Annotated in this window: 15 protein-coding genes; 8 read left to right on the top strand and 7 right to left on the bottom strand. The window is 74.6% G+C overall.

What is annotated here, in order from left to right:
- Together M0P34_RS03605 and aroL are read left to right on the top strand one after the other, a co-directional pair.
- Window positions 1–400: aminotransferase class I/II-fold pyridoxal phosphate-dependent enzyme (locus M0P34_RS03605; protein ID WP_291496464.1), on the top strand; the 400-nt coding region annotated here is incomplete at its 5' end.
- A gap of 54 nt (window positions 401–454) precedes the next feature.
- Window positions 455–1,093 carry a shikimate kinase AroL gene (gene aroL, locus M0P34_RS03600; RefSeq protein ID WP_291496462.1) on the top strand — a complete coding sequence of 213 codons (639 nt, stop codon included), beginning with the start codon at window positions 455–457 and terminating at the stop codon, window positions 1,091–1,093.
- A 138-nt stretch (window positions 1,094–1,231) separates the two neighbouring features.
- Here aroL and clpB read toward each other — a convergent pair whose 3' ends face one another.
- Genes clpB through M0P34_RS03585 form a run of 3 tightly spaced genes read right to left on the bottom strand, consistent with a single transcriptional unit; the run spans window position 1,232 to window position 5,166 of the window.
- Window positions 1,232–3,829, bottom strand: a complete 2,598-nt coding sequence (clpB, locus tag M0P34_RS03595; RefSeq protein ID WP_291496460.1) for an ATP-dependent chaperone ClpB — start codon at window positions 3,827–3,829, stop codon at window positions 1,232–1,234.
- Between the two features lie 23 nt (window positions 3,830–3,852).
- On the bottom strand, window positions 3,853–4,182 hold the full coding sequence (locus M0P34_RS03590) for a chaperone modulator CbpM (protein ID WP_291496458.1): 330 nt from the start codon (window positions 4,180–4,182) through the stop codon (window positions 3,853–3,855).
- Window positions 4,183–4,197: 15 nt separating this feature from the next.
- The gene (locus tag M0P34_RS03585) at window positions 4,198–5,166 is read right to left on the bottom strand and encodes a J domain-containing protein (protein ID WP_291496456.1); all 969 of its coding nucleotides are present in this window, start codon (window positions 5,164–5,166) and stop codon (window positions 4,198–4,200) included.
- A 108-nt stretch (window positions 5,167–5,274) separates the two neighbouring features.
- Here M0P34_RS03585 and M0P34_RS03580 point away from each other — a divergent pair, with 108 nt between their 5' ends.
- The 3 genes from M0P34_RS03580 (at window position 5,275) to M0P34_RS03570 (ending at window position 12,902) form a co-directional block, all read left to right on the top strand.
- Complete coding sequence (locus tag M0P34_RS03580) at window positions 5,275–6,375, top strand: polysaccharide deacetylase family protein (protein ID WP_291496455.1); 1,101 nt, start codon at window positions 5,275–5,277, stop codon at window positions 6,373–6,375.
- A gap of 169 nt (window positions 6,376–6,544) precedes the next feature.
- On the top strand, window positions 6,545–8,533 hold the full coding sequence (locus tag M0P34_RS03575) for a BamA/TamA family outer membrane protein (RefSeq protein WP_291496454.1): 1,989 nt from the start codon (window positions 6,545–6,547) through the stop codon (window positions 8,531–8,533).
- A gap of 7 nt (window positions 8,534–8,540) precedes the next feature.
- The gene (locus tag M0P34_RS03570) at window positions 8,541–12,902 is read left to right on the top strand and encodes a translocation/assembly module TamB (RefSeq protein ID WP_291496453.1); all 4,362 of its coding nucleotides are present in this window, start codon (window positions 8,541–8,543) and stop codon (window positions 12,900–12,902) included.
- Window positions 12,903–12,951: 49 nt separating this feature from the next.
- Here M0P34_RS03570 and M0P34_RS03565 read toward each other — a convergent pair whose 3' ends face one another.
- The 4 genes from M0P34_RS03565 to M0P34_RS03550 are packed head-to-tail and all read right to left on the bottom strand — an operon-like array spanning window position 12,952 to window position 16,579.
- On the bottom strand, window positions 12,952–13,563 hold the full coding sequence (locus tag M0P34_RS03565) for an FmdE family protein (protein WP_291496451.1): 612 nt from the start codon (window positions 13,561–13,563) through the stop codon (window positions 12,952–12,954).
- Entirely contained in the window at window positions 13,560–14,348 is a 789-nt protein-coding gene (locus M0P34_RS03560) for an ABC transporter ATP-binding protein (protein ID WP_291496449.1), read from the bottom strand. The genes M0P34_RS03565 and M0P34_RS03560 overlap by 4 nt, the downstream gene beginning before the upstream one ends.
- On the bottom strand, window positions 14,345–15,418 hold the full coding sequence (locus tag M0P34_RS03555; protein WP_291496447.1) for an iron ABC transporter permease: 1,074 nt from the start codon (window positions 15,416–15,418) through the stop codon (window positions 14,345–14,347). Before M0P34_RS03555 ends, M0P34_RS03560 begins: the two co-directional genes overlap by 4 nt.
- A 6-nt stretch (window positions 15,419–15,424) precedes the next feature.
- Entirely contained in the window at window positions 15,425–16,579 is a 1,155-nt protein-coding gene (locus M0P34_RS03550; protein ID WP_291496445.1) for an iron ABC transporter substrate-binding protein, read from the bottom strand.
- A gap of 166 nt (window positions 16,580–16,745) precedes the next feature.
- On the opposite strand from M0P34_RS03550, the gene M0P34_RS03545 reads away from it, so the two are divergent.
- The 3 genes from M0P34_RS03545 to M0P34_RS03535 all read left to right on the top strand — a co-directional run bounded on the left by M0P34_RS03545 (window position 16,746) and on the right by M0P34_RS03535 (window position 19,916).
- The gene (locus M0P34_RS03545; protein ID WP_291496442.1) at window positions 16,746–17,540 is read left to right on the top strand and encodes a transporter substrate-binding domain-containing protein; all 795 of its coding nucleotides are present in this window, start codon (window positions 16,746–16,748) and stop codon (window positions 17,538–17,540) included.
- 113 nt (window positions 17,541–17,653) lie between these two features.
- Window positions 17,654–18,601, top strand: a complete 948-nt coding sequence (locus M0P34_RS03540; RefSeq protein ID WP_291496440.1) for a DMT family transporter — start codon at window positions 17,654–17,656, stop codon at window positions 18,599–18,601.
- 43 nt (window positions 18,602–18,644) lie between these two features.
- A complete protein-coding gene (locus M0P34_RS03535) occupies window positions 18,645–19,916 on the top strand; it encodes a GGDEF domain-containing protein (protein WP_291496438.1) in 1,272 nt (423 codons plus the stop codon).
- Window positions 19,917–20,463 lie beyond the last annotated feature (547 nt).

Below are 20,463 nucleotides of genomic sequence, written 5' to 3'. Positions count from 1 at the left end.
GAATTTCTTCATCAGCGCCAGCGCCCCGGCCCAGTGGGCGGGGGTCGCGGCCCTGCGCGAGACCGCCGCCGACGTGGCGCGCATGCGGGCCGTCTATGACGAGCGGCGCCGCTTCATGATCCGCCGCCTGCGGGAGATCGGTTTCGGCATCACCGTGGAGCCCACGGGCGCCTTCTATGTGCTGGCCAACGCCAGGGTACTGAACCCCGGGCGCGCCGCGGATTCCCTGGCCCTGGCCTTCGACGTGCTGGACAAGGCCCATGTGGGCGTGACCCCGGGCATCGATTTCGGCGAGGGCGCCCAGGGCTATCTGCGCTTTTCCTACGCCAACTCCCTGGAGAACATCGCCCGGGCCATGGACCGCCTGGAGCGCTATGTGAACGAACACCTGCGGGCCTAGCCCGCGGCAAACCACATTCGCGGGCCGCTCGGGGCGGCCCGGCAGGAGCGACGCATGCCGCGCAATATCGTGCCCAGGGACGCCATGATGCAGAAGGCCGAAATCCAGGACGCGGACCGGAGCATGGTCTTTCGCCACGGCACGGGCGCGCCCGGCGGGGGCCTTGGCGGGCGCCACGTCTTTTTCGTGGGCCTGCGCGCCAGCGGCAAGACCACCCTGGGCGCCGAGGTGGCCCGCAGGCTGGGCCGCCCCTTCGTGGACCTGGACGCCCTGATCTGCGAGGGCGCCGGGGCCAGCGTGGCCGACATCGTGGCCCGGGACGGCTGGGAGGCCTTCCGCCGCCTGGAGACCGAGGCCCTGGCCGGGGTCTGCGCCCGGCCCGAGCCCACGGTGGTCGCCACCGGGGGCGGCGCGGTGCTGGCCGGGGCCAACCGCGAGCTCTTGCGCCAGGGCGGCCCGGTGTTCTTTCTCATGGCCACCACGCTGCTGGTGGTCGAGCGCCTGACGCGCGACCAGGACCCGGCCCTGCGCCCGCCGCTGACCGAACTGCCCCTGACCCAGGAGATGGGCGCCCTGCGCGAGGAGCGCGACCCGCTGTACATGCAGGTGGCCAATTTCGTGCTGCGCGCCGAGGAGCCCGTGGCCGCCCTGGCAGCCGAGGTGCTGGACCGGCTGGCCCTGGTGGGCCGCTAGCCCCGGCGGGCCGGGACCCCGCCCCCGGGCGCGCCCCCCGGGCGCGCAAACGCGAAGGCGCCGCCCTCCCCGCGCGGGGGGGGGCGGCGCCTTTGGTTTTATCCTCCGGGCGGCGCGGGGTCTGTCCCGCCGGGGCAGCTAGCGCACCACCAGGGCGCCGTCCTCGGCGTCCACGGTGACCTCGCCGCCGTCGGCGATGGTTCCGGCGATAAGGGCCTTGGCCAGCGGCGTCTCCACGCGGGCCTGGAGGTAGCGCCGCAGGGGCCGCGCGCCGAAGCTCGGCTCGTATGCCTGTTCCACCACCAGATCCTTGGCGGCCTCGGTGAGCACCAGGGTGATCTTGCGCTCGGCCAGGCGTCGGCGCAGGCCCGAGAGCATCAGGTCGATGATCTCCTTGAGCTGCGCGGCCAGGAGCGGCGTGAAGAAGACCACCTCGTCCACGCGGTTCAGGAACTCGGGCCGGAAGTGCCCGCGCAGTTCGCCCATGACGCGCTCGCGCACCCCGGGGCGCAGTTCGCCCGTGTCGCTTATGCCTTCCAGCAGGTACTGCGACCCGAGGTTGGAGGTCATGATCACGATGGTGTTCTTGAAGTCCACCGTGCGGCCGTGGCTGTCGGTCAGCCGCCCGTCGTCCAGCAGCTGCAGGAGGGTGTTGAACACGTCGGGGTGGGCCTTCTCCACCTCGTCGAAAAGCACCACGGAGTAGGGCTTGCGGCGCACGGCCTCGGTGAGCTGGCCGCCCTCGTCGTAGCCGATGTACCCGGGGGGCGCGCCGATGAGCCGGGCCACGGTGTGCCGCTCCTGGTATTCGCTCATGTCCAGGCGGATCATGTTCTCCTCGGTGTCGAACAGGGCCTGGGCCAGGGTCTTGCACAGCTCGGTCTTGCCCACGCCGGTGGGCCCGAGGAAGATGAACGAGCCGATGGGCCGCCCGGGGTCCTTGAGGCCCGCGCGGGCGCGCAGGACGGCGTCGGACACGGCGCGTACGGCCTCCTCCTGGCCGATGACCCGCCGGTGCAGCTCCTCGGAGAGCTTGAGCAGCTTCTCGCGTTCGCCTTCGAGCAGGCGCGTCACCGGGATGCCCGTCCAGCGCGAGATGATCTGGGCCACGTCGTCGGGGCCGACCTCCTGGCGGACCAGGGTGCAGCACTCCTTGCCGTCCTTGCCGTCCTGGCTGTTGGCCAGGCGGGTCTCCAGCTCGCGCAGGGTGCCGTACTTGAGCTGGGCGGCGCGCTCGTAGTCGGCCGCGCGTTCGGCCTCCTCCATCTCGCGGCGCACGTCCTCGATCTGGCGCTTGATCTCGGCCACCCCGCCGATGGATGCCTTCTCGCGCTCCCACTGGGCCATGAGCGCGGCCTGTCCGGCCTTGTGGTCGGCCAGCTCCTTTTCCAGCTTTTCCAGGCGCTCGCGGCTGGCGGCGTCGGTTTCGCGGCGCAGGGCCTCGCGCTCGATCTCCAGTTGCAGGGCCGTGCGGTTGGCCTTGTCCAGTTCGTAGGGCTGGGAGTCGATCTCGGTGCGGGTGAGGGCCGCGGCCTCGTCGATGAGGTCGATGGCCTTGTCCGGGAGCTGGCGGTCGGGCAGGTAGCGCTGGGAGAGCACGGCGGCCTCCACCAGGGCGGCGTCGGCGATGCGCACCCCGTGGTGGACCTCGAAGCGCTCGCGCAGGCCGCGCAGGATGGAGATGGAATCCTCCACCGTGGGCTCGTCGACCAGGACGGGCTGGAAGCGGCGCTCCAGGGCCGGGTCCTTCTCGATGTACTTGCGGTATTCGTCCACCGTGGTGGCGCCGATGCAGTGCAGCACGCCGCGCGCGAGCATGGGCTTGAGCAGGTTGCCCGCGTCCATGGCGCCCTCGGTCTTGCCCGCGCCGACGATGGTGTGCAGCTCGTCGATGAACAAAAGGATGCGTCCCTCGGACTTCTCCACCTCCTGGAGCACGGCCTTCAGGCGCTCCTCGAACTCGCCGCGGTACTTGGCCCCGGCGATGAGCGCGCCCATGTCCAGGGCGAAGAGGGATTTGTCCTTGAGTCCCTCGGGCACGTCGCGGTTGAGCACGCGCTGGGCCAGGCCCTCGACGATGGCCGTCTTGCCCACGCCCGCCTCGCCGATGAGCACCGGGTTGTTCTTGGTGCGCCGCGACAGGATGCGGATGCAGCGGCGGATCTCCTCGTCGCGGCCGATGACCGGGTCCAGCCGTCCGGCGCGGGCCTCCTCCACGAGGTCGCGCCCGTATTTCTTCAGCGCGTCGTAGGTGCCCTCGGGGTTGTCGGAGGTCACGCGCTGGGCGCCGCGCACCGTGCCCAACACGCCGAGCACCTTCTCGCGGTCCAGCCCGAAGCGGGCGTTGACCCGCCCGGCGCCCGTGGAGCGCGGCTCGTCCAGCAGGGCCAGGAACAGGTGCTCCACGCTGACGTATTCGTCCTTCATGTTGCGGGCCAGGTCCTGGGCGGCGACCACGGCGCGGCTCACGCGCTCGGTGACGTAGACGTGCCCGGGCTGGGCTCCGGGGCCCGACACGCGCGGCAGCCTGTCCAGCTCCCGGGCCAGCTCCCGGGCGTAGGCCTGCGGGTCGGCGCCCGCCTTGGCCAGCAGCGAGGGCACAAGCCCCTTCTCCTGTCCGGCCAGGGCCAGCAGCAGATGCTCGGCGTCCACCTGCTGGTGGCCGGACTTCACCGCCAGGCTCTGGGCCTCGGAAAGGGCCTCCTGGCTTTTCTGGGTCAGCTTGTTCAGGTCCATGCGTCTTTACTCCTTGCGGGCCGTCAGCGCAGGCTTTCCAGCTCGCGTATCTTGCTTTCGAGAACCTCGATGCGTTCGAGCAGGTCGACGATGATGGTGCCGCCCACGGTGCTGACGCCCAGGTCCAGGCACAGTCGCTCCAGCTTGCGGGTGCGGTACACGTCGCGCACCCGGAAAAGGTACAGTTCCTGGCTGGTGCGCCGGGGCTCCAGCCAGCCCAGGTCGATGAGCTCGCCCAGGCGCGAGGGATGGACCTGGGTCTGCTCCACGAAGGCCGACCAGGACACCAGTTCCGAGGGTTCCGGCAGGCCGGGGCCGCAGGCGCTCAGGTCCACGTTCCGTTCGTCGTGCATCGTTGCCTCCCTGGGCTAGTCGGCCCGGGGGTCGAACCGGGAGGCCCGGGCCAGCTCCTGCCAGAGCGTGCGCTGGGTCTCGTCCAGGTCCTTGGGTGTCCGAATCATGATCCGCACCAACTGGTCGCCGCAGGCCCCGCCGCCCAGCCCCTTGCCGCGCAGGCGCAGCTTCTGGCCGCTGGAAACGCCGGGCGGCACGGTCATCTCCACGCTGCGCTCCAGGGTCGGGACGGTCACCGTCGTGCCCAGTGCGGCCTCCCACGGGGCCAGGTACAGGTCGGTGACCACATCGTCCCCGTCCACGCGGAACAGCCGGTGGGGCAGGATGCGCACGCGCATGTACAGGTCGCCCGCCGGGCCTCCGGCCTGCCCGGGGTTGCCCTGCCCGGCCAGGCGGATGCGCGCCCCGTCCTTGACCCCGGCGGGGATGCGCACCTCCAGGGTCTTGGTGTGCATGGTGGGCATGCCGCCCGGCCCGGGCGCCTGCTCCTGGATGGTCACGTTCTTGGGGCCGCCCCGGTAGGCCTCCTCCAGGGTCAGCTCCAGCACGGCCTCCGCGTCGGCCCCGCGCCGGGGGCGCCGGGCGTGCTGGCCGCCGAAGTCCTGGAATCCGCCCTGGCGGAAGCCCCCGCCCGCGCCGAACCCGCCGAAGATGGTCTCGAAGAAGTCCGAGAAGCCCGCGGCGTCGAAGCCCGCCCCCTGCCCGCCGAAGCGGACGTTCTCGAAGCCTGGCGGTGGCTGGAAGTTCTGCCCGTGCTGCCAGTTGGGCCCGAGCTGGTCGTAGAGCTTGCGCTTTTCAGGATCCTTGAGCACCTCGTAGGCCTCGTTGGCCTCCTTGAAACGGGCCTCGGCCCCCGCGTCCCCGGGGTTGAGGTCCGGGTGGTGTTTGCGGGCCAGCCGCTTGAACGCCTTGGAGATATCCTCCTGCGAGGCGCCCTTGCCCACACCCAGGATCTTGTAATAATCCTTGTATTCGACGCTCATCTCGTTTAGCACTCCTTGGGCTGTGCCGTCTGCCGCGCGGCACTACAACAATAATCCGCCAATCCGTTCAGTCAAGCATCCGAGCGAGTTAAGCAAGCCGAGTCTTCCATGCCCAAGAGCCTGCCCGTCCTCATGTATCATTACGTCAGCTCCTGGCCGAATCCCATCGCCGTGGACCCGGACGTGTTCGAGTCGCACCTGGAGGGGTTGGCCGGGGCCGGATACCGGGGCGTGGGCCTGGCCGAGGCCGAGGCGTTCCTGCGCGACGGGGAGCCCCTGCCCGACAAGTCCGTGCTGCTGACCTTCGACGACGGGTTCCTGGACAACTACGTCAACGCCTGGCCGCTGCTGGCCAAGCACGGGCACAAGGGCACCATCTTCGCCGTGACCAACAAGGTCGTGGAGGAGGGCCTGCCCAGGCCGACCCTGGACGACGTGTGGTCCGGCTTCGTGAAGATGGACGACCTGCCCCGGGTCAACACCCCCGTGGGCAAGACCCGCGAGGGCCTGCGCATCCGCACGGACCTGTTCTTCTCCTGGCAGGAGGCCCGGCTCATGGAGGCATCGGGCGTGGTCGACGTGGCCGGGCACACCCACACCCACCGCTCGGTGTTCGTCGGCCCGCGTTTCGACTCGCTCATGGAGGCCGGTCCCCGGCGGCGGACCTTCGATCGCGTGGACCATCCGGTGCTGTTCGGGCTGCCGGGGTTCGAGCGCGGCCCGGCCATGGCCCACCGCGCCTTCCTGCCCGCCCGCGAGGTCTACGACATGGTCCGCGCCGCCGTGCCGCAGACGGCGCCCGAGGCCCGGGAGTTCCTGGGGGGCGAGGGCGGCCAGGCGCTGCTGCGCCGCCTGAAGGCCCTGCCCGCCGAGCGCCTGGGGCGCATGGAGACCGACGACGAGATGCGCGCGCGCCTGCACGACGATCTGTCCACCAGCCACCGCCTGCTGGAGGCCAACCTCGGCCACCCGGTGCGCACCCTGGCCTGGCCCTGGGGCCGCTGCTGCCCCGAGGCGTTGGAAATCGCCAGGGAGGTGGGCTTCTCGGTGTTCTTCACCACCCGGGTCGGCCCCAACCTGCCGGGCAAAAGCGCCGACGCGGCCTGCCGCTTCAAGGCCCGCAACCGGGGGGCGCGCTGGCTCCTGTCCCGGGTGGGCATCTATTCCCGGCCCCTGCTGGCCCGGGTCTACGGGGCGCTGCGCTCCTGAACCCCGCCCCGCGCGGGGAGCCTTCGCGACAGCGTTGACCGCAGGCGGCGCGCCAACGCGCCCTGCCCCGCGCGGGGAGCCTTTACACACGGCCCCGCTGCCCGTACCGTGTCCTTCTGTCCGGCCCGGGGCGTCCGCTCCCGGCCCCGGCCGTGAGGATTCTCCATTCATGACGCGAGCCCTGCATCTCCTTCGCCGCGCCGCGGCCTTCCCGTGCCGGGGATTCTGGATCCCGCTGCTGCTTGTCGCCTGCTGCGCGGTCGGCGCCCCGGCCCTGGCCGCCGACCCGGCGGACCTGCTGCCCCTCGATCTGCTGGGGGTCGGGGGCGCCTATGGCGTGGAGCTGCGCGTGGAGCCCGGGGCCGACGCGCCTGGGGCGCCCGCGCCGTCCGGGGTGGCGGCGGTCCCGCTGCTGGGGCCGCTGCTCGGCCAGCAGGACGGCGGGCTGCCCCCGGAGGTGCGCCAGGCGCTGCTGGACGCCTCCCAGGCCCGGGCCCGGCGCGACGAGGCGCCCCAGTCCCCGGCGCTGCTGCTGCGCCGCGCGCGTGACGACGAGCCGCGCCTCGCGGCGGTGCTGCGCGCCTTCGGCTATTTCCAGGGCCGGGTGCGGGCGCTGGTGGAGTCCCCGGCCGAGGGGGGCGCGTCGCCGGGCGTCGCCGGGCGTCCGCTGGTGGTCTTCTCCGTCCGGCCCGGGCCGCGCTTCGTCCTGGGGGCGGTGGAGATCCGCGTGCGCACCCCGGACGGCGCCGGGCCCGCCGTGGCCCCCGGGGACATCGGGCTCGCCCCCGGGCGGCCCTATCGCGCCGACGAGGTCCAGGCCGCCGGGAGCGCCCTGATCGGCCTGCTGGGCGAGGGGGGGCGGCCCCGGGCGGCCCTGGAGGGCCTGGACCTGACCGCCGACCACGCCACCCGCGAGGTCCGCGCCGTGTACCGCGCCGACGCGGGGCCCCGGGCCGTGTTCGGCGCGCTGCGCCTGCGCGCGGGCGGCGAGGCGGGCGCGGACGCCGCCCCGGAGGTGGACGAGGGCTACCTGCGCGGGCTCGTCCCCTGGCGCGAGGGCGAGCCCTACCGCGCCTCGCTGGTGGAGCGGGGCCGCGAGGCGCTGTTTGCCACGGGCCTGTTCTCGCGGGTGGAGGCCGACACCTCGGGGCCCCTGGACGCCGGGCGGCTGGACGTGGAATTCGTCCTGACGCCGCGCCTGGAGCGCACCGTGCGCCTGGGCGCGGATTTCACCAGCGACTTCGGCCCGGGCGGTTCCGTGCGCTGGGAGCACCGCAACGTCCTGGGCGCCGGGGAGCGCCTGTCGGCCACCCTGCGCGCCGACAAGCTGCGCCGCGGCGCGGAGCTGGAGTTCCGCAAGCCCCGCGTGCTGGACCGCGACCAGGATCTCGTCACCCGGCTGGACGCGACCTCCGAGCGCAGCGACGCCTACACCAACTCGGCCACGGACGTTTCAACCGTGCTGGACCGCCGCTTCGGCGACGGCCTGGGCGCCAGCGCGGGCGTGGGCTACCGCTATTCCCACCAGCGCGACCCCATCCTGGACAGCACCGACGCCACGGGTTTCATCTACCTGCCCCTCACCGCCCGGCTGGACACGCGCGACGCCGTGCTCGACCCCACCCGGGGCTTTGCCCTGTCCGTGGGCGCGGCCCCGTTCCAGGACACCCTGGGCGGCGGCACGCGCCTGTGGCGCCTGCGCGGCGCGGGCAGCGCGGCCTTCAGCCCGTGGCGGCGGCTGACCCTGGGCCTGCGCGGGGCCTGGGGCTCCATCCAGGGCGCGGCCTTCGCCGACGTGCCCGCCGACCTGCGGCTCTACGCGGGCGGCGGCGGCTCCGTGCGCGGCTACGGCTACCAGCTCGCGGGCGAGACCGAGGGCAACACGCCCCTTGGCGGGCGTTCGCTGCTGGAGTGCTCCGCCGAGGCGCGCCTGCGCCTGGAGGATTCCTGGGGGCTTGTGGCCTTCGTGGACGGCGGCTCGGCCTATCGCGATCCCGTGCCGGACCTGGACGGGCCGTTTTTCTGGGGCGCGGGCCTGGGCCTGCGCTATTTTACGGCCTTCGGCCCCCTGCGCCTGGACGTGGCCGTCCCCATGAACCGCCGCCAGGGCGTGGACGACGCCTTCCAGGTCTACGCGGGCATCGGCCAGGCGTTCTGAGGTGCGCATGAACGGGAAACGGGCGCTGCGCGCGGCGGGCTGGGCCGCCCTGGGGCTGGGGGCGCTGCTGGCGGCCCTGGCCTGGCTGGCGGCCAGCCAGGCGGGCGGACGGCTTCTGGCCCGCGCCCTGGAGCGCGCCGCCCGGGGCGCCGAGCCCTGGGCCCTCAGCCTGCGCGGGCTGGATATCGACCTCGCAGGGCGGCTGCGCGTGGAGTACGCGGCCCTGGCCGACGCCGCCGGGCCCTGGCTGGAGGTCCGCGGGCTGGAGCTGGAGCTGGCCCCCTGGCCGCTGCTGGCCGGGCGGCTGGACGTGGCCCGGCTGGCCGTGGAGCGGGTGGGCCTGGAGCGCCTGCCCGGGCCGGGGGCGGCAGGGGGGGAGGCCGCGCCCCCGGCGCGCGGCGCCGCGTCCGGGCCGTGGACGGTGCGGCTGCCGGATGCGCGCCTGGGCGCCCTGGATGTGGCGCGCCTGGAGCTGGGCCCGGAGGTGGCCGGGCAGCCGGGGGCCTACGCCGTTTCCGGCGCCGCGCGCTCGGGCCCCGGGGGGCTTGAGGTCCATGCGCGCGTGCGCGGCCTGGAGCCTCGGGGCGGGGCGGCCCAGGGGCTGGCCCTGGACGCCGCCTACGACCCGGCAGGGGCCACCCTGCGCCTGGCCCTGGAGGCCGAGGACCCGGCGGGACTGCTGGCCCGGCTGGCCGGGCTGCCCGGCGGCGCGGCGCGGCTGCGCCTGGCCCTGGCCGGGCCCCTGGGCGCCCTGGCGGGCGAGGCGGACGCGCGCATGGACGGTGTGGGTGCCCTGGCCGGGAGCATCGGCGCCCGGGCCGGTGCCGGGGCGCCGGGCATGGATTTTTCGGGCCGCGCGGAGCTGGAGCCCGGGGTGCTGCCCGCCGCCCTGGAGGCCGCCCTCGGCCGCGCGGCGAGCCTTTCGGGCGCGGCGGAGCTGGACGGCGGGGCCCTGCGCGTGCGCGGGCTGACCCTGGGGCTGGCCCCGGGCGACCTGATCCTGGACGCCACGGCGGACCTGGACGGCTGGCGCCTGGACTGGCGCGCGCAGGCCGCGCCCGGGCTGGTGGCCGCCGCCGCGCGCGAGGCCGGGGTGGCCCTTGAGGCTCCCGGCGCCCTGAACCTGGACGGCCAGGGGCCGCCGGAGCGCATGCGCGCCCGGGCCGGGCTGGAGGCCGCCGGGCTGGCATGGGAGGATCTGACCCTGGCCGGGGCGGCCCTGGAGGCCGTCGCCACCCTGGACGCCACCCGGGGCCAGGCCCTGGACGCCGGGCTTGATGGACGGTGGGCCGGGCTGGCCCTGGCGGGCTGGCCCCTGGGGCCGGGCACGGCCCGGGCGGCCCTGCGCCCCGCCGCACCCCGGGAGGCCGACACGGGCCGCTGGCTGGTGGATGAGCTGGCCGTGGCCCTGCCCGGCGCCGGAGCCACCCTTTCGGGCGCAGGGGCCCTGGACGCGGCAGGGGCCACGGCGCGGCTGCGGCTGGCCCTGGCGGACCTGGGGCTCCTGGACGGCGCGCCGTCGGCGGCCGCCGGGGCGGCCCTGGACCTGGACGCCGAGGTCGCCACGGGCGGGCCGGACGGCTGGTCCGAGGTGCGGGCGCAGTACTCGGGGCGGCTGGAGCCCGGGCCGGGGTTGTCCGCGTCCGCTGCCGCGCTGCTGGGCCCCCGGGCGGCCCTGGATGGCGTGGCGACCCTCGCGACGGGGGCCGGGGCGCGTCTGACCCTGGCCGACGCGCGGCTGCGGTCCCGGGCGCTGGAGGTCGACGCGGGGGGGGCCTGGGGCCTGGATGACGACACCCTGGCCCTGACGGCCCGGGTGGCGGTCCAGGGCCTGGCCCTGGCCCCGGGGCCCGGCAGCCCCGAAGCCGGTGCCGCCGTCCTGCGCGGGCTGGCCCTGGAACTGGCCCTGGACGGCGACCTGGAGGCGGGCACGGCCCGGGCGGACTTGACCCTGGCGGGGGCGGAGCTGCCCGGGGCAGAGCTGCGCGCCGCCTCGGGCCGGGCCGTGGCCCGGGGGCCCTGGGCCGCGCCCGCCGTGGAGCTGGCCCTGCGCGCCGGGCTGCGCGCCGACGCCCTGGCCGGGGCCCCGGGCGGCGAATCCGCGTCCGGCGCGGGCCCCTGGCTGCCCCTGGCCCTGAAGGCCACCCTGGCCTGGAACGCCGCGGCCAGCGGCCTGGACGGCGAGGCGCGCCTGACCCTGGAGGAGGGCGCGGACGCCTTGCGGGCCCTGGAGGCCCGCGCGGCCCTGGCCGCGACGCCCGGGGGCCAGCGCCTGGAACTGGCGGCCCGGGCCGGGGCCCTGCGCCTGGGGGGGCTGTCCGCGCGGGGGCTGGAGCTGCGGGCCGTGGTGTCCGACGCGCTGGGCAGCCCCGAGGTGGACGGCACCGTGGACGTGGAGGCCGCCGCCCTGGGGGGGCTGGCCCTGGACACGGCGCGGCTGGACGCCCGGGGGCCGGTCCGGGCCCTGGATTTCACCCTCCGGGCCCAGGGCCGCGCCGCCGGGGGCGACACGCGGATGCAGCTTTCCGGGGCCCTGGCCCTGGGCGGGGGCGGCGGGGCCCTGCGCCTGGACGCGGCCCGGGGCCGCTGGGCAGGGCTGCCCCTGGCCCTGCGGCGCGAGGCGCGCCTGGAGTGGGGCGCGGCGGGCTGGCGCCTGGCGGGGCTGGACGCGGCCCTGGGGCCGGGCTCCCTGCGGGCCGACGCGGCCCTGGACGGCCCGGACGCGACCCTGGAGGCCCGGGCCAGGAGCCTGCCCCTGGGGCCGCTGCTGGCGCTGGGCGGGCTGCCCCTGGACGGGGAGCTGGACGCCGACCTGGAGGCTGGCGGCCCGGCCGGTGCGCCGCAGCTCACCCTGGACGCCGGGGGGCGCCTGCGCGTCCTGGCGGGGGAAGCCGACGGCCTCCGGGCCCCGGCGCCCGAGGCGGCCTTCACCCTGCGCGGCGAGGCGGGCCCCGGGGGCACGGCCCTGACCCTGGCCCTGGACGCGGGCGGCGCCTCCCGGCTGGACGCACGGGCAACGCTGCCCCTGCGGCCCGGGGCCGGGCTTTCGGGGCTGGCGCCCGGGCCGGGGGCCGTCGGCGGGTTCGTCCGGGGGCGGCTGGACCTGGCCCTGGCGCAGGCCCTGCTGGCCGACGGGGAGCAACTGCTTTCCGGCTCGCTGGACCTGGACGCCACCCTGGAGGGCACCTGGGAGCGGCCCCGGGCCCGGGGCACGGCCCGGGTGGACGGCGCGCGCTACGAGCACACCGGCCTGGGGCTCATTCTGGACGCCCTGCACGCCGAGGCGGATTTCGAGAACGACGCCCTTCGCCTGCGGGCCCTGAACGCCACGGACGGCGGCCCGGGGCGGATCCGGGCCACGGGGCACTGGACCCCCGGCGCCAGCCCGGCCTTCGCCCTGCACGCCGTGCTGCGCGAGGCCACGCTGCTGCGCCATCGCCTGGTCACGGCCACGGCGGACGGCACCCTCGACCTGGAGGACGGCGCCCCGCAGCCCGTGTTGCGCGCCCGGCTGACCCTGCCTTCGGTGGAGGTGCGCGTGCCCGACGCGCTGCCCGGCGGCCCGCCGGACCTGGAGGTGCGCGAGGTGAACGTGCCCGAGGGGCTGGAGCGCGGGGGCGCCGGGGGCGCCGGGGGCGCCGCCCGGTCCGCCGGGGGCGGCGCACCCCTGGGCCTGGATGTGCGCCTGGAGGTGCCGGGGCGCTTTCACGTCCGGGGCCGCGGGCTGGAGGTGGAATTCCGGGGCGCGGTGGACGCCGCCGGAACCACGGCCGCCCCGGTCCTGGGCGGACGGTTGTCCACCGTGCGCGGCACCTTCCGTTTCCTGGACCGCGTGTTCGACATCTCCACGGGCACCCTGGCCTTTACCGGCACCTCCCTGGTGCCCGACCTGGACGTGGAGGCCGGGGTCGGCGTGCCGGACGCCGCGGTGACCGCCACCCTCCGGGGGCCGGCGGACCGCTTCACCCTGGCCCTGGATTCCGACCCGGCCCTGCCCAGGGACGAGATCCTCTCGCGGCTGCTTTTCGGGCGTTCCATGGCCTCCCTGAGCCCCGTGCAGGCCTTCCAGCTCGCCTCGGCCCTGCGGCAGCTCTCGGGCGGGGGCGGCGGGTTCGATCCCGTGGGCACCCTGCGCGCCCTGGCGGGGCTGGACCAGCTGGGCGTCAGCCAGGGCGAGGGCGGCGAGGGCATGCGCGTTGGCGCGGGCAAGTACATCCACGAGCGGGTGTACCTGGAGGTGCAGCACGACACGGGCACCGGCGAGGACAGCGTGTCCGTGGACGTGGAGCTGACCCCGGACGTGGGCGTCACCGGCACGGCGGGTAACGCCTCCGGGGGCGTCGGGGTGTACTGGAAAAAGGACTACTAGGCGAACCGCCCCGCCCGGGGGCGGGTGCCGGGCGGGGCGGGGCGGGCGGTCAGCGCTTCTGGTCGCGCTTCTCGAAGCAGGGGATGCACAGGGTCCGGCCTTCCAGGCGCCGGGTGCGCGACTCCATGGTCAGCTCGCCGCAGTCGGCGCAGGCCAGGCTTTCCAGGATGCTCGGGCCGCGCGGGATGGGCGTGGCGGGGGGCTGGACCTCGAAGACCTCCTCCAGGGGCAGCTCCAGGAGGGTGCGCATGGCCTCGGCGCGCAGGGCTTGCAGCCGGGCGCGGTCCTCGGGGCTGGCGTTGCCCTCGTTGACCTTGCGTTGCAGCTCGCTGGCCTCGGGGCGCATGGGCCGGGCCGAGGGCCTGAGCAGGGCGCGCAGGCCCTTGCCGTCGGCGTGGCGGTAGAAGGTGAAGGCCATCTTGCCGTGGTCGCGCTGGATGAAGTTGCCCTTGCCCACGGTGCAGCCGGTGAGCGCCTGAATGGCGTCCACGCCGCACATGTCGGTTTCCACCACCGCGGTGATGGGCACGTCGTTGTTGTGGCCGAACTCGCGCAGGCACAGTTCCGCCGCGCGCAGGCCGATGGCCAGCCCCGGGCACTGGTGGCCGTGGAAGTCTATGGCGCGGTCAATCTGTTCCCTGGTCAGGGCGCTGTGGGTCATGGGTGGTCCTCCCTTGGGGGGTTCGGGGACGGGCCGCGCGGCACGATGACGGGGCGGCCCTGGTGGTGCAGCAGGTCCACGGCCACGCCGTAGACCTCCTCCACCATCGTCGGGGTGATCTCCTCGCGGGCGCAATGGGCGAACACGGCGCCGTTCTTGAGAAAAAGGAACCTGTCGCCAAAGCGCAGAGCGGTGTTCAGGTCGTGCATGGTCATGACCACGGCCACGCCGTGCCCGCGCGCCACGTCGCGCACCGTGTGCAGGACATCCATCTGGTTCTTGAGGTCCAGGGCGCTGGTGGGCTCGTCCAGGAGCATCACCGCCGGTTCCTGGACCAGGGCCCGGGCGATGCATACCCGTTGCAGCTCCCCGCCGCTCATGCTGTCGATGGCGCGCATGGCCAGGTGGCCAACGCCCACCCGCTCCAGGGCCGCGGAAACCAGGCGCAGGTCGTCCTGCCCGGCGCGCCAGGAGATGTGCGGCAGCCGGCCCAGGAGCACGGCGTCGAAGGCCGTCATGCGGCAGACCTCGCCGCGCTGGGGCACATAGCCCATGTTGCGGGCGATTTCCGGCGGGCTCATGCGCAGGACCTCGGCGTGGTCCACGCGCACCACGCCCCGGGCCGGGCGGTGCACGGCGTTCAGGCAGCGCAGCAGGGTGGTCTTGCCCACCCCGTTGGGGCCGAGCACGGCCAGCACCTCGCCCGCCGCCACCTCGAACTCCACGGCGCGCAGCACACAGTCGCCGTTGTAGGCGTAGTGCAGGTCGCTGACGGCCAGCCTCACCGGCGCCTCCGGCGCAGCAGCAGCCAGATGAAGCCCGGCGCGCCGATGAAGGCCGTGAGCACCGACACGGGCAGGGCGTGGGGCGCCAGCACCAGCCGCGCGGCGGTGTCCGCCGCCAGGAGCAGCGCCCCGCCCATGAGGCAGCTGGCGGGCATCAGGTAGCGGTGGTCGTCGCCGATGATCCGCCGGACCATGTGCGGGCAGATCAGGCCCACGAAGCCGATGACGCCCAGGGCGGCCACCACGACCGCCGTGGCCAGGGCGGAGACGAACATGCCCAGGATGCGCACGCGCTCCACGCGCACCCCAAGGCCCCGGGCCGTCTCGTCGCCCGCGTCCATGGCGTTGTAGTTCCAGGCGTTGGCCAGGAAGAACCCCGCGCTGCCCAGGGCCACCGCGCCCAGTATCCAGACCTCGCGCCAGCCCGCGCGGGCCACGTCGCCGAAGGTCCAGAAGACCATGGCCGCGAGCTGCACGTCGTCGGCGAAGAATTGCAGGACCATGGTCCCCGCCGTGCAGAATGCGCCCAGGGCCACCCCCGTGAGGACCATGACCTCGGGCGAGGCGCCCCGGTAGCGGGCCATGGCGATGACCAGCCCCGCCGCCAGCAGGGAACAGACAAAGGCGCTGCCCGTCGTCAGCAGCGGATTGGAGATGGTCACGGCGCCCACGGTGGAGCTTTGCATGACCCCCGAGCCCAGGACCATCACCGCGAAAGACGCGCCCAGGGCCGCCGCCTGGGAGATACCCAGGGTGAAGGGCGAGCCAAGGGGGTTGCGCAGCACGGACTGCATGGCCGCGCCCGAGGCCGACAGGCCCATGCCCGCGAACAGGGCGGCCAGGGCGTGGGGCAGGCGGATGTCCAGGACGATGACGGCGTCGCGCGGGGAGGCCGCCTGCCCGGCCAGGGTGCGCAGCACGTCCCAGGCCGGGATGCGCACCGCGCCCAGGGAGACGGCCATGACCAGCAGCGCGGCCGCCGCCAGCGCGAGGGCGCCCAGGAAGAGCGCCTTGCGGGTCAGGTAGGCCGTGTATGCTGCGGGGATCTCCCCCTGGGCGAGGTGGTGCATGCGGGGCTACCTGAGGGGCACGCGCGCGAAGACCAGCCCGGGAAAGCTCCGGCTGATGCGCCCGAAGACCGGCTGGCCCACCAGGGCGGTGTAGATGGCGTCGGCGGTGGCCGCCGGGTCCACGTCGGCGAAGCGCCCGGGGTGCAGGATCTTGCCCACGAAATAGGCGTTGGCGAAGATGGAGCCGTAGTTGGTGTGGTAGGAGTTGTAGGGCAGCACGCCGTAGACCTCGCCCGCGCGCACCGCGCGCAGCATGGACAGGGCCGGGTCGGTGCGCAGCTCGTGCAGCCCCCCGGCGTCCTCGCCCATGCTGGTGGACGACACGTCCAGGAACAGCACCTCCGGGTCCCAGGCCACGATTTGTTCCTTGGGCACGCCCGTGCGCACCTGGTCGCGGCCTTCGGTGGCCTGGGTGTGTGCCACGTTGCGCGCACCGGCCATACGGAAGGGCGGGTATGTCGGCTCGGTGGACTGCATGCCGTGGGTGCCCTTCATGGATATGCCGCCCACATAGCACCAGGGCCGCCGGTCCTCGGGGATGCCCGCCGTGCGGGCGGCCAGGTCCGCCTGCCAGGAGTCGAACAGGGCCACGACCTCCTCGGCGCGCCCGGCGCGGTGGACCACCTCGCCCATGAGCCTCAGGGCCGCGTCGAGCAGGGGCCGCCCGGCGCTCAGGTTGCCGTATTCCAGGACCACCACCGGGATGCCCGTCTTGGCCTGAAGCTGGTCGGGGTCGAGGCTTTCCCCGGCGATCATGACCTTGAAAATCACCTGCGGCGCGGGATCCAGGCCGACGATGAGCTCCGGGTTGTCGCGCCCGCGCAGCTCGCCGAAGAGCGGCAGGGCCTTGAACTGCGGGTTGGCGATGCCGTAGGGGCGCGTCTCGATGGCCGTTTCGCGGAGTTCCACGCTGTCCACGGCCACGGCCATGCCCTGGGCCTGGAGGTAGGTCAGCAGGCGCAGGCAGCCCGCCCCGGAGCAGATGACCCGCTCCACGCGCTCGGGGATGTCCACGGCGCGCCCGGCCATGTCGGTGACGGTCCGGGCCAGGGCGGGGGACGGCCCGGCAGCCAGGGCCAGGGCCAGGGCCAGCAGGAGGGGCGCCAGGGCCGCGGCCGGGGCGCGTCGGCCGGGGGGGGTGCGAAGCGGGTGGGCGGACATGTGCTCTCCACAAGGGCCTAAAAGAAGAAATGTTCACACTATTCAGGTATCGCTTTGTAGAGAATTGTCGAGCCGTGTCAACCCCCTCCCGGAGGGGCACGGTGTCCGGGAGAGGAATCGATTTTGTGTTTGTCCTTTCACCCCGGGGGGGGTATATATTTGAGGTATGCGCGGGAGTGTTTCTTTCCTGGGGCGCCTCGGGGCGCCGGTTCTGGCGGGGCTGGTGCTGCTGGCGGGCTTGGCCCTGCTGGCGGCGGAGCCGGTGGCGGCGCGCGGGCCGCTGGTCGTGGCCACCGACGAGTGGCCGCCCTATGAATTCCTCCAGGAGGACACCGTGGCCGGGCTGTGCACCGAGGTGCTGACCGGGGTGCTGGAGCGCATGGGCGAGCGGTTCCTGGCCCCGGAGCTCTACCCCTGGCGGCGCGGCCTGGACATGCTCGCCCGGGGCGAGGTGGACATCCTGTATTCCGGGATATTCGACGCGCGGCGGCTGCCCTTCGCCCACTACGGGTCCGAGTCGCTGGTGGACTCGCACTGGGTGCTCCTGGCCCGCGCGGACCGGGCCCCGGCCGTGGCGCCCGCCAGCCTGAACGAGCTGGCCGGGCAGCGGGTGGGGGTGGTCATCGGCTACTTCTACACCCCCGAGTTCGACGACTGGGCCCGGAACAACCCCCTGGTGGAGCGTGTGGCGTCGGACAGCAACCTCTTGGCCATGCTGTTCCAGGGGCGCCTGGACTACGCCGTGGGCGACGCCCGCAACCTGCGCCACCACGCCCGGGCCCTGGCCCGCGAGGGCGGGTTCAGGGAGTTCGTCGTGCCCTCGTCCGCGCCCTTCGGGCTCTACCCCATGTTCAGCCGCGAACGGCTGAGCCAGGACTTCGTGGACCGCTTCGACGCGGCCCTGCGGGCGTTCAAGGCCGAGCCGGGCTACCGGCTGATCCTGGAACGCTATTCGGACTAGCCCCACCTGCATTTTCCGGCTTTTCAGCGCCCCCGGCCCGTGCTAGGTCCGGGCCTTCGCCACTGCGGCGGAGCGCCGGGCTCCTGCCGCGCGGGCGGAAAGGGAGGCGGACGATGCGCGGGCCTGTTGCCCCGGGGGCGTTGCCCCTGGCGGCCCTGCTGGTCACGGTGTGCCTGTGGGCCAGCTCTTTCGCGGTGATGAAGGTCGCCATCGGCACCTTCGGCGCGGGATTCGTGGTCTGGTCGCGCATGGCCGTGGCCGTGGCCGTGCTGCTGCCCGCCGCGCCGCGCATCCTGGCCCGCGCGCCCCGGCACCCCGGCGACTGGAAATGGCTCGCCCTCATGGCCCTGCTCCAGCCGTGCCTGTACTTCCTGCTCGAAGCCAACGCCCTGCGCTTCACCACCTCGTCCCAGGCGGGAATGATCTCCGCGCTCTTGCCGCTCATGGTCTGCGCCGGGGCCGGGGCGCTGCTGGGCGAGCGGGTCGCCGGGCGGACCTGGGCCGGCTGTGTGGTCTCGGCCCTGGGCGTGGCCTGGCTGACCTGGCTTTCGGCTCCGTCGCTGGCCGCCAGCGACCCGGTGCTGGGCAACCTCCTGGAGGTGGCGGCCATGACCAGCAGCGCGGGGTTCATGCTCCTGGTGCGCCGACTCGCCGTCCGGTACGACGCCGATTTCCTGACCTTGGTCCAGTTCGGGGCCGGGGCGCTGTTCTTCCTGCCCGGCGCGCTGGACCCGGCCCCCTGGCGGGCCCTGGCCTCGCCGTGGGCGGCGGCCGCGCTGGTCTATCTCGGGCTTTTCGTGACCCTTGGCGCCTTCGGCCTGTGGAACTGGGCCTCGCGGCGCGTGCCCGCCTCGCGGGCCTCGGCCCTGGTGAACCTGATGCCCGTCGTTGCCGTGGGCCTGGGCGTCGGCCTTCTGGGCGAGCCCCTGAGCGCCTGGCAGGGGGTGGCCTGCACGGTGGTCATCGGCGGGGTCCTGCTGGGCCAGTGGCAGCCGCGCCGCCGGGGCGCGCGCCCCGGACAGCCTGCCGCACAAGGGGTTTCCAGCCCGGGCCGTCCGTGATAAAAACGGCCCCGGCCGCCGCAACCTTGTCCTGGAGCTCCCTGTGATCCGCCTGTTGTCCTTTGCCGCCGCCCCGCTGGCCATGCTCGCCCTGGCCTGGGGCGTTCTGGTCTGGTCGCGGGTTGTGCCCGCGCAGGCCGTGGGCTGGAGCGCCTGGGGGGCCATGCTGGCGGCCCTGCTGGCCTGCTGGCGTTTCCGGCGCACGCGGGTGGTCCTGCCCCTGGGGCTTTTGGCGCTGACGCTGTGGGTCTGCGGGCTGTTCGGCAGCGGCGGCCCGGCGGGCGGGCTGGGGCGTGTGGTGGTTCCGGCCCTGGCCCTGCTGCTGCCGCTGAACTGGCTGGCCGCCTCCCTGGCCGGCGACCGGGGCGTGCTGGGCCGCGTGCCGCTGACCCTGGCCTTCCTCGTGTCCCTTCAGGCGCTGGTGGTGCTGCTTGTGGCCACCGGCGTGCTCGACGGCTCGACCCCCGGGCGGCCCGGGGCGTTGCAGGCCCTGGTGCGCGACGCGGCCCTTTGGAGCCCGCTGCCCCGGGCCCTGCCCGTGCGCCTGCCGCAGCTTGCCCAGCTCGGCGCCGCCGTGGTCGCGGCCTGGCTGCTGCTGCGCGCGGCGCGGCGCGACTCGCCCATGGACGCCGGGCTGGCCGTGGCCCTGGCCGGAACCATGGGCGTGCTGCATTTCGCGGATTTCGACCCCCGGGCGGGCGCCCTGGCCGCCGGGGCGGCCCTGGCCTGCGCCGCGCCCCTGGCGCAGGACTCCTACCGCATGGCCTTCCTGGACGAGCTGACCCGCCTGCCCGGGCGCAGGCCGCTGCTGGCCGACATGCAGACCCTGGGCGGGCGCTACGCCATCGCCATGGGCGATGTGGACCACTTCAAGAAGTTCAACGACACCTACGGCCACGACATCGGCGACGAGGTGCTGCGCATGGTGGCGGCGCAGCTGGGCCGTGTGGGCGGCGGCGGCCGGGCCTACCGCTACGGCGGCGAGGAGTTCGCCATCCTCTTCCCCCGGCGCGAGCCCGCCGAGGCCCTGGAGCACCTGGACGCCGTGCGCGAGGCCATCGCCGGGGCCGGGTTCGTGGTGCGTTCGGACAAGCCCGCCCCGCCGCCCGGCGGGGCCGAGCGGCGCAAGGGCAGGGCCGGGGCCGCGCGGGGCGGCCGCGCCAAGGCCCCGGGCACGGTGACGGTGACCATCTCCCTGGGGGTCGCCGGGCCGGGCAGCGGCGGCGCCGCCACCCCCGCCGAGGTGCTCAAACAGGCCGACAAGGCCCTGTACAAGGCCAAGAAGAACGGGCGCAACCGGGTGGAGAAGGCCTAGGCCCGCCCCGCGCCCGGAGCCCGGCCCACGCCAGGCCCCCGGAGCCCGCCCCGCGCCAGGCGCTTGTATCCCCCTTTCCCCCGCGCGCCCCGACCGGCTGCAACGCTCCCTTCGTGCGCCCCGACCGGCTAACGCTCCCTTCGCATCCCCGGCCAGTCCGGCGTTTTTCCGCACGTCCTGCGGTCCTTTCCGTGGAGGGGTTGCGGGAACGGCGCTTCCCCTGGCCCCCGGCCCGCAGGATCTCCGCCCTGCGGTTCACGGCATTCGGGCCGCGCTTTTTCCGTGCCCCCGGCCTGCGGGGAACAACCGGGCTGCCGCAGCCATTGCCCGCGCGCTTCCCCCGCGCGCGTCGGCCCGAGCGCTTGTCCCTCCGGGCGCCAGCGGCCCTTTGTCCGCGCGCCTCCCCCCTCGGCGGGCACCAAGAAAGGGTCGGGCCGCGTTTTTCCGCGCGCCCGTGGCCTCCCTACACGAAACCGCCCGCAGGCGGCTGCGGCTGCGCGATTCCGGCCAGCCCCCGCAGGGCGGCCAGGGCGTCGGGCGGCAGCAG

The sequence above is a fragment of the Desulfocurvus sp. genome (assembly GCF_023230885.1).
Classification (GTDB): Bacteria; Desulfobacterota; Desulfovibrionia; order Desulfovibrionales; family Desulfovibrionaceae; genus Desulfocurvus.
This window is presented reverse-complemented; position numbering and strand designations above follow the sequence as displayed.

Coding starts and splice junctions, on each gene's coding strand:
- aroL (WP_291496462.1), top strand. CDS start 455: ATGCCGCGCAATATCGTGCCCAGGGACGCCATGATGCAGAAGGCCGAA.
- clpB (WP_291496460.1), bottom strand. CDS start 3,829: ATGGACCTGAACAAGCTGACCCAGAAAAGCCAGGAGGCCCTTTCCGAG.
- M0P34_RS03590 (WP_291496458.1), bottom strand. CDS start 4,182: ATGCACGACGAACGGAACGTGGACCTGAGCGCCTGCGGCCCCGGCCTG.
- M0P34_RS03585 (WP_291496456.1), bottom strand. CDS start 5,166: ATGAGCGTCGAATACAAGGATTATTACAAGATCCTGGGTGTGGGCAAG.
- M0P34_RS03580 (WP_291496455.1), top strand. CDS start 5,275: ATGCCCAAGAGCCTGCCCGTCCTCATGTATCATTACGTCAGCTCCTGG.
- M0P34_RS03575 (WP_291496454.1), top strand. CDS start 6,545: ATGACGCGAGCCCTGCATCTCCTTCGCCGCGCCGCGGCCTTCCCGTGC.
- M0P34_RS03570 (WP_291496453.1), top strand. CDS start 8,541: ATGAACGGGAAACGGGCGCTGCGCGCGGCGGGCTGGGCCGCCCTGGGG.
- M0P34_RS03565 (WP_291496451.1), bottom strand. CDS start 13,563: ATGACCCACAGCGCCCTGACCAGGGAACAGATTGACCGCGCCATAGAC.
- M0P34_RS03555 (WP_291496447.1), bottom strand. CDS start 15,418: ATGCACCACCTCGCCCAGGGGGAGATCCCCGCAGCATACACGGCCTAC.
- M0P34_RS03550 (WP_291496445.1), bottom strand. CDS start 16,579: ATGTCCGCCCACCCGCTTCGCACCCCCCCCGGCCGACGCGCCCCGGCC.
- M0P34_RS03545 (WP_291496442.1), top strand. CDS start 16,746: ATGCGCGGGAGTGTTTCTTTCCTGGGGCGCCTCGGGGCGCCGGTTCTG.
- M0P34_RS03540 (WP_291496440.1), top strand. CDS start 17,654: ATGCGCGGGCCTGTTGCCCCGGGGGCGTTGCCCCTGGCGGCCCTGCTG.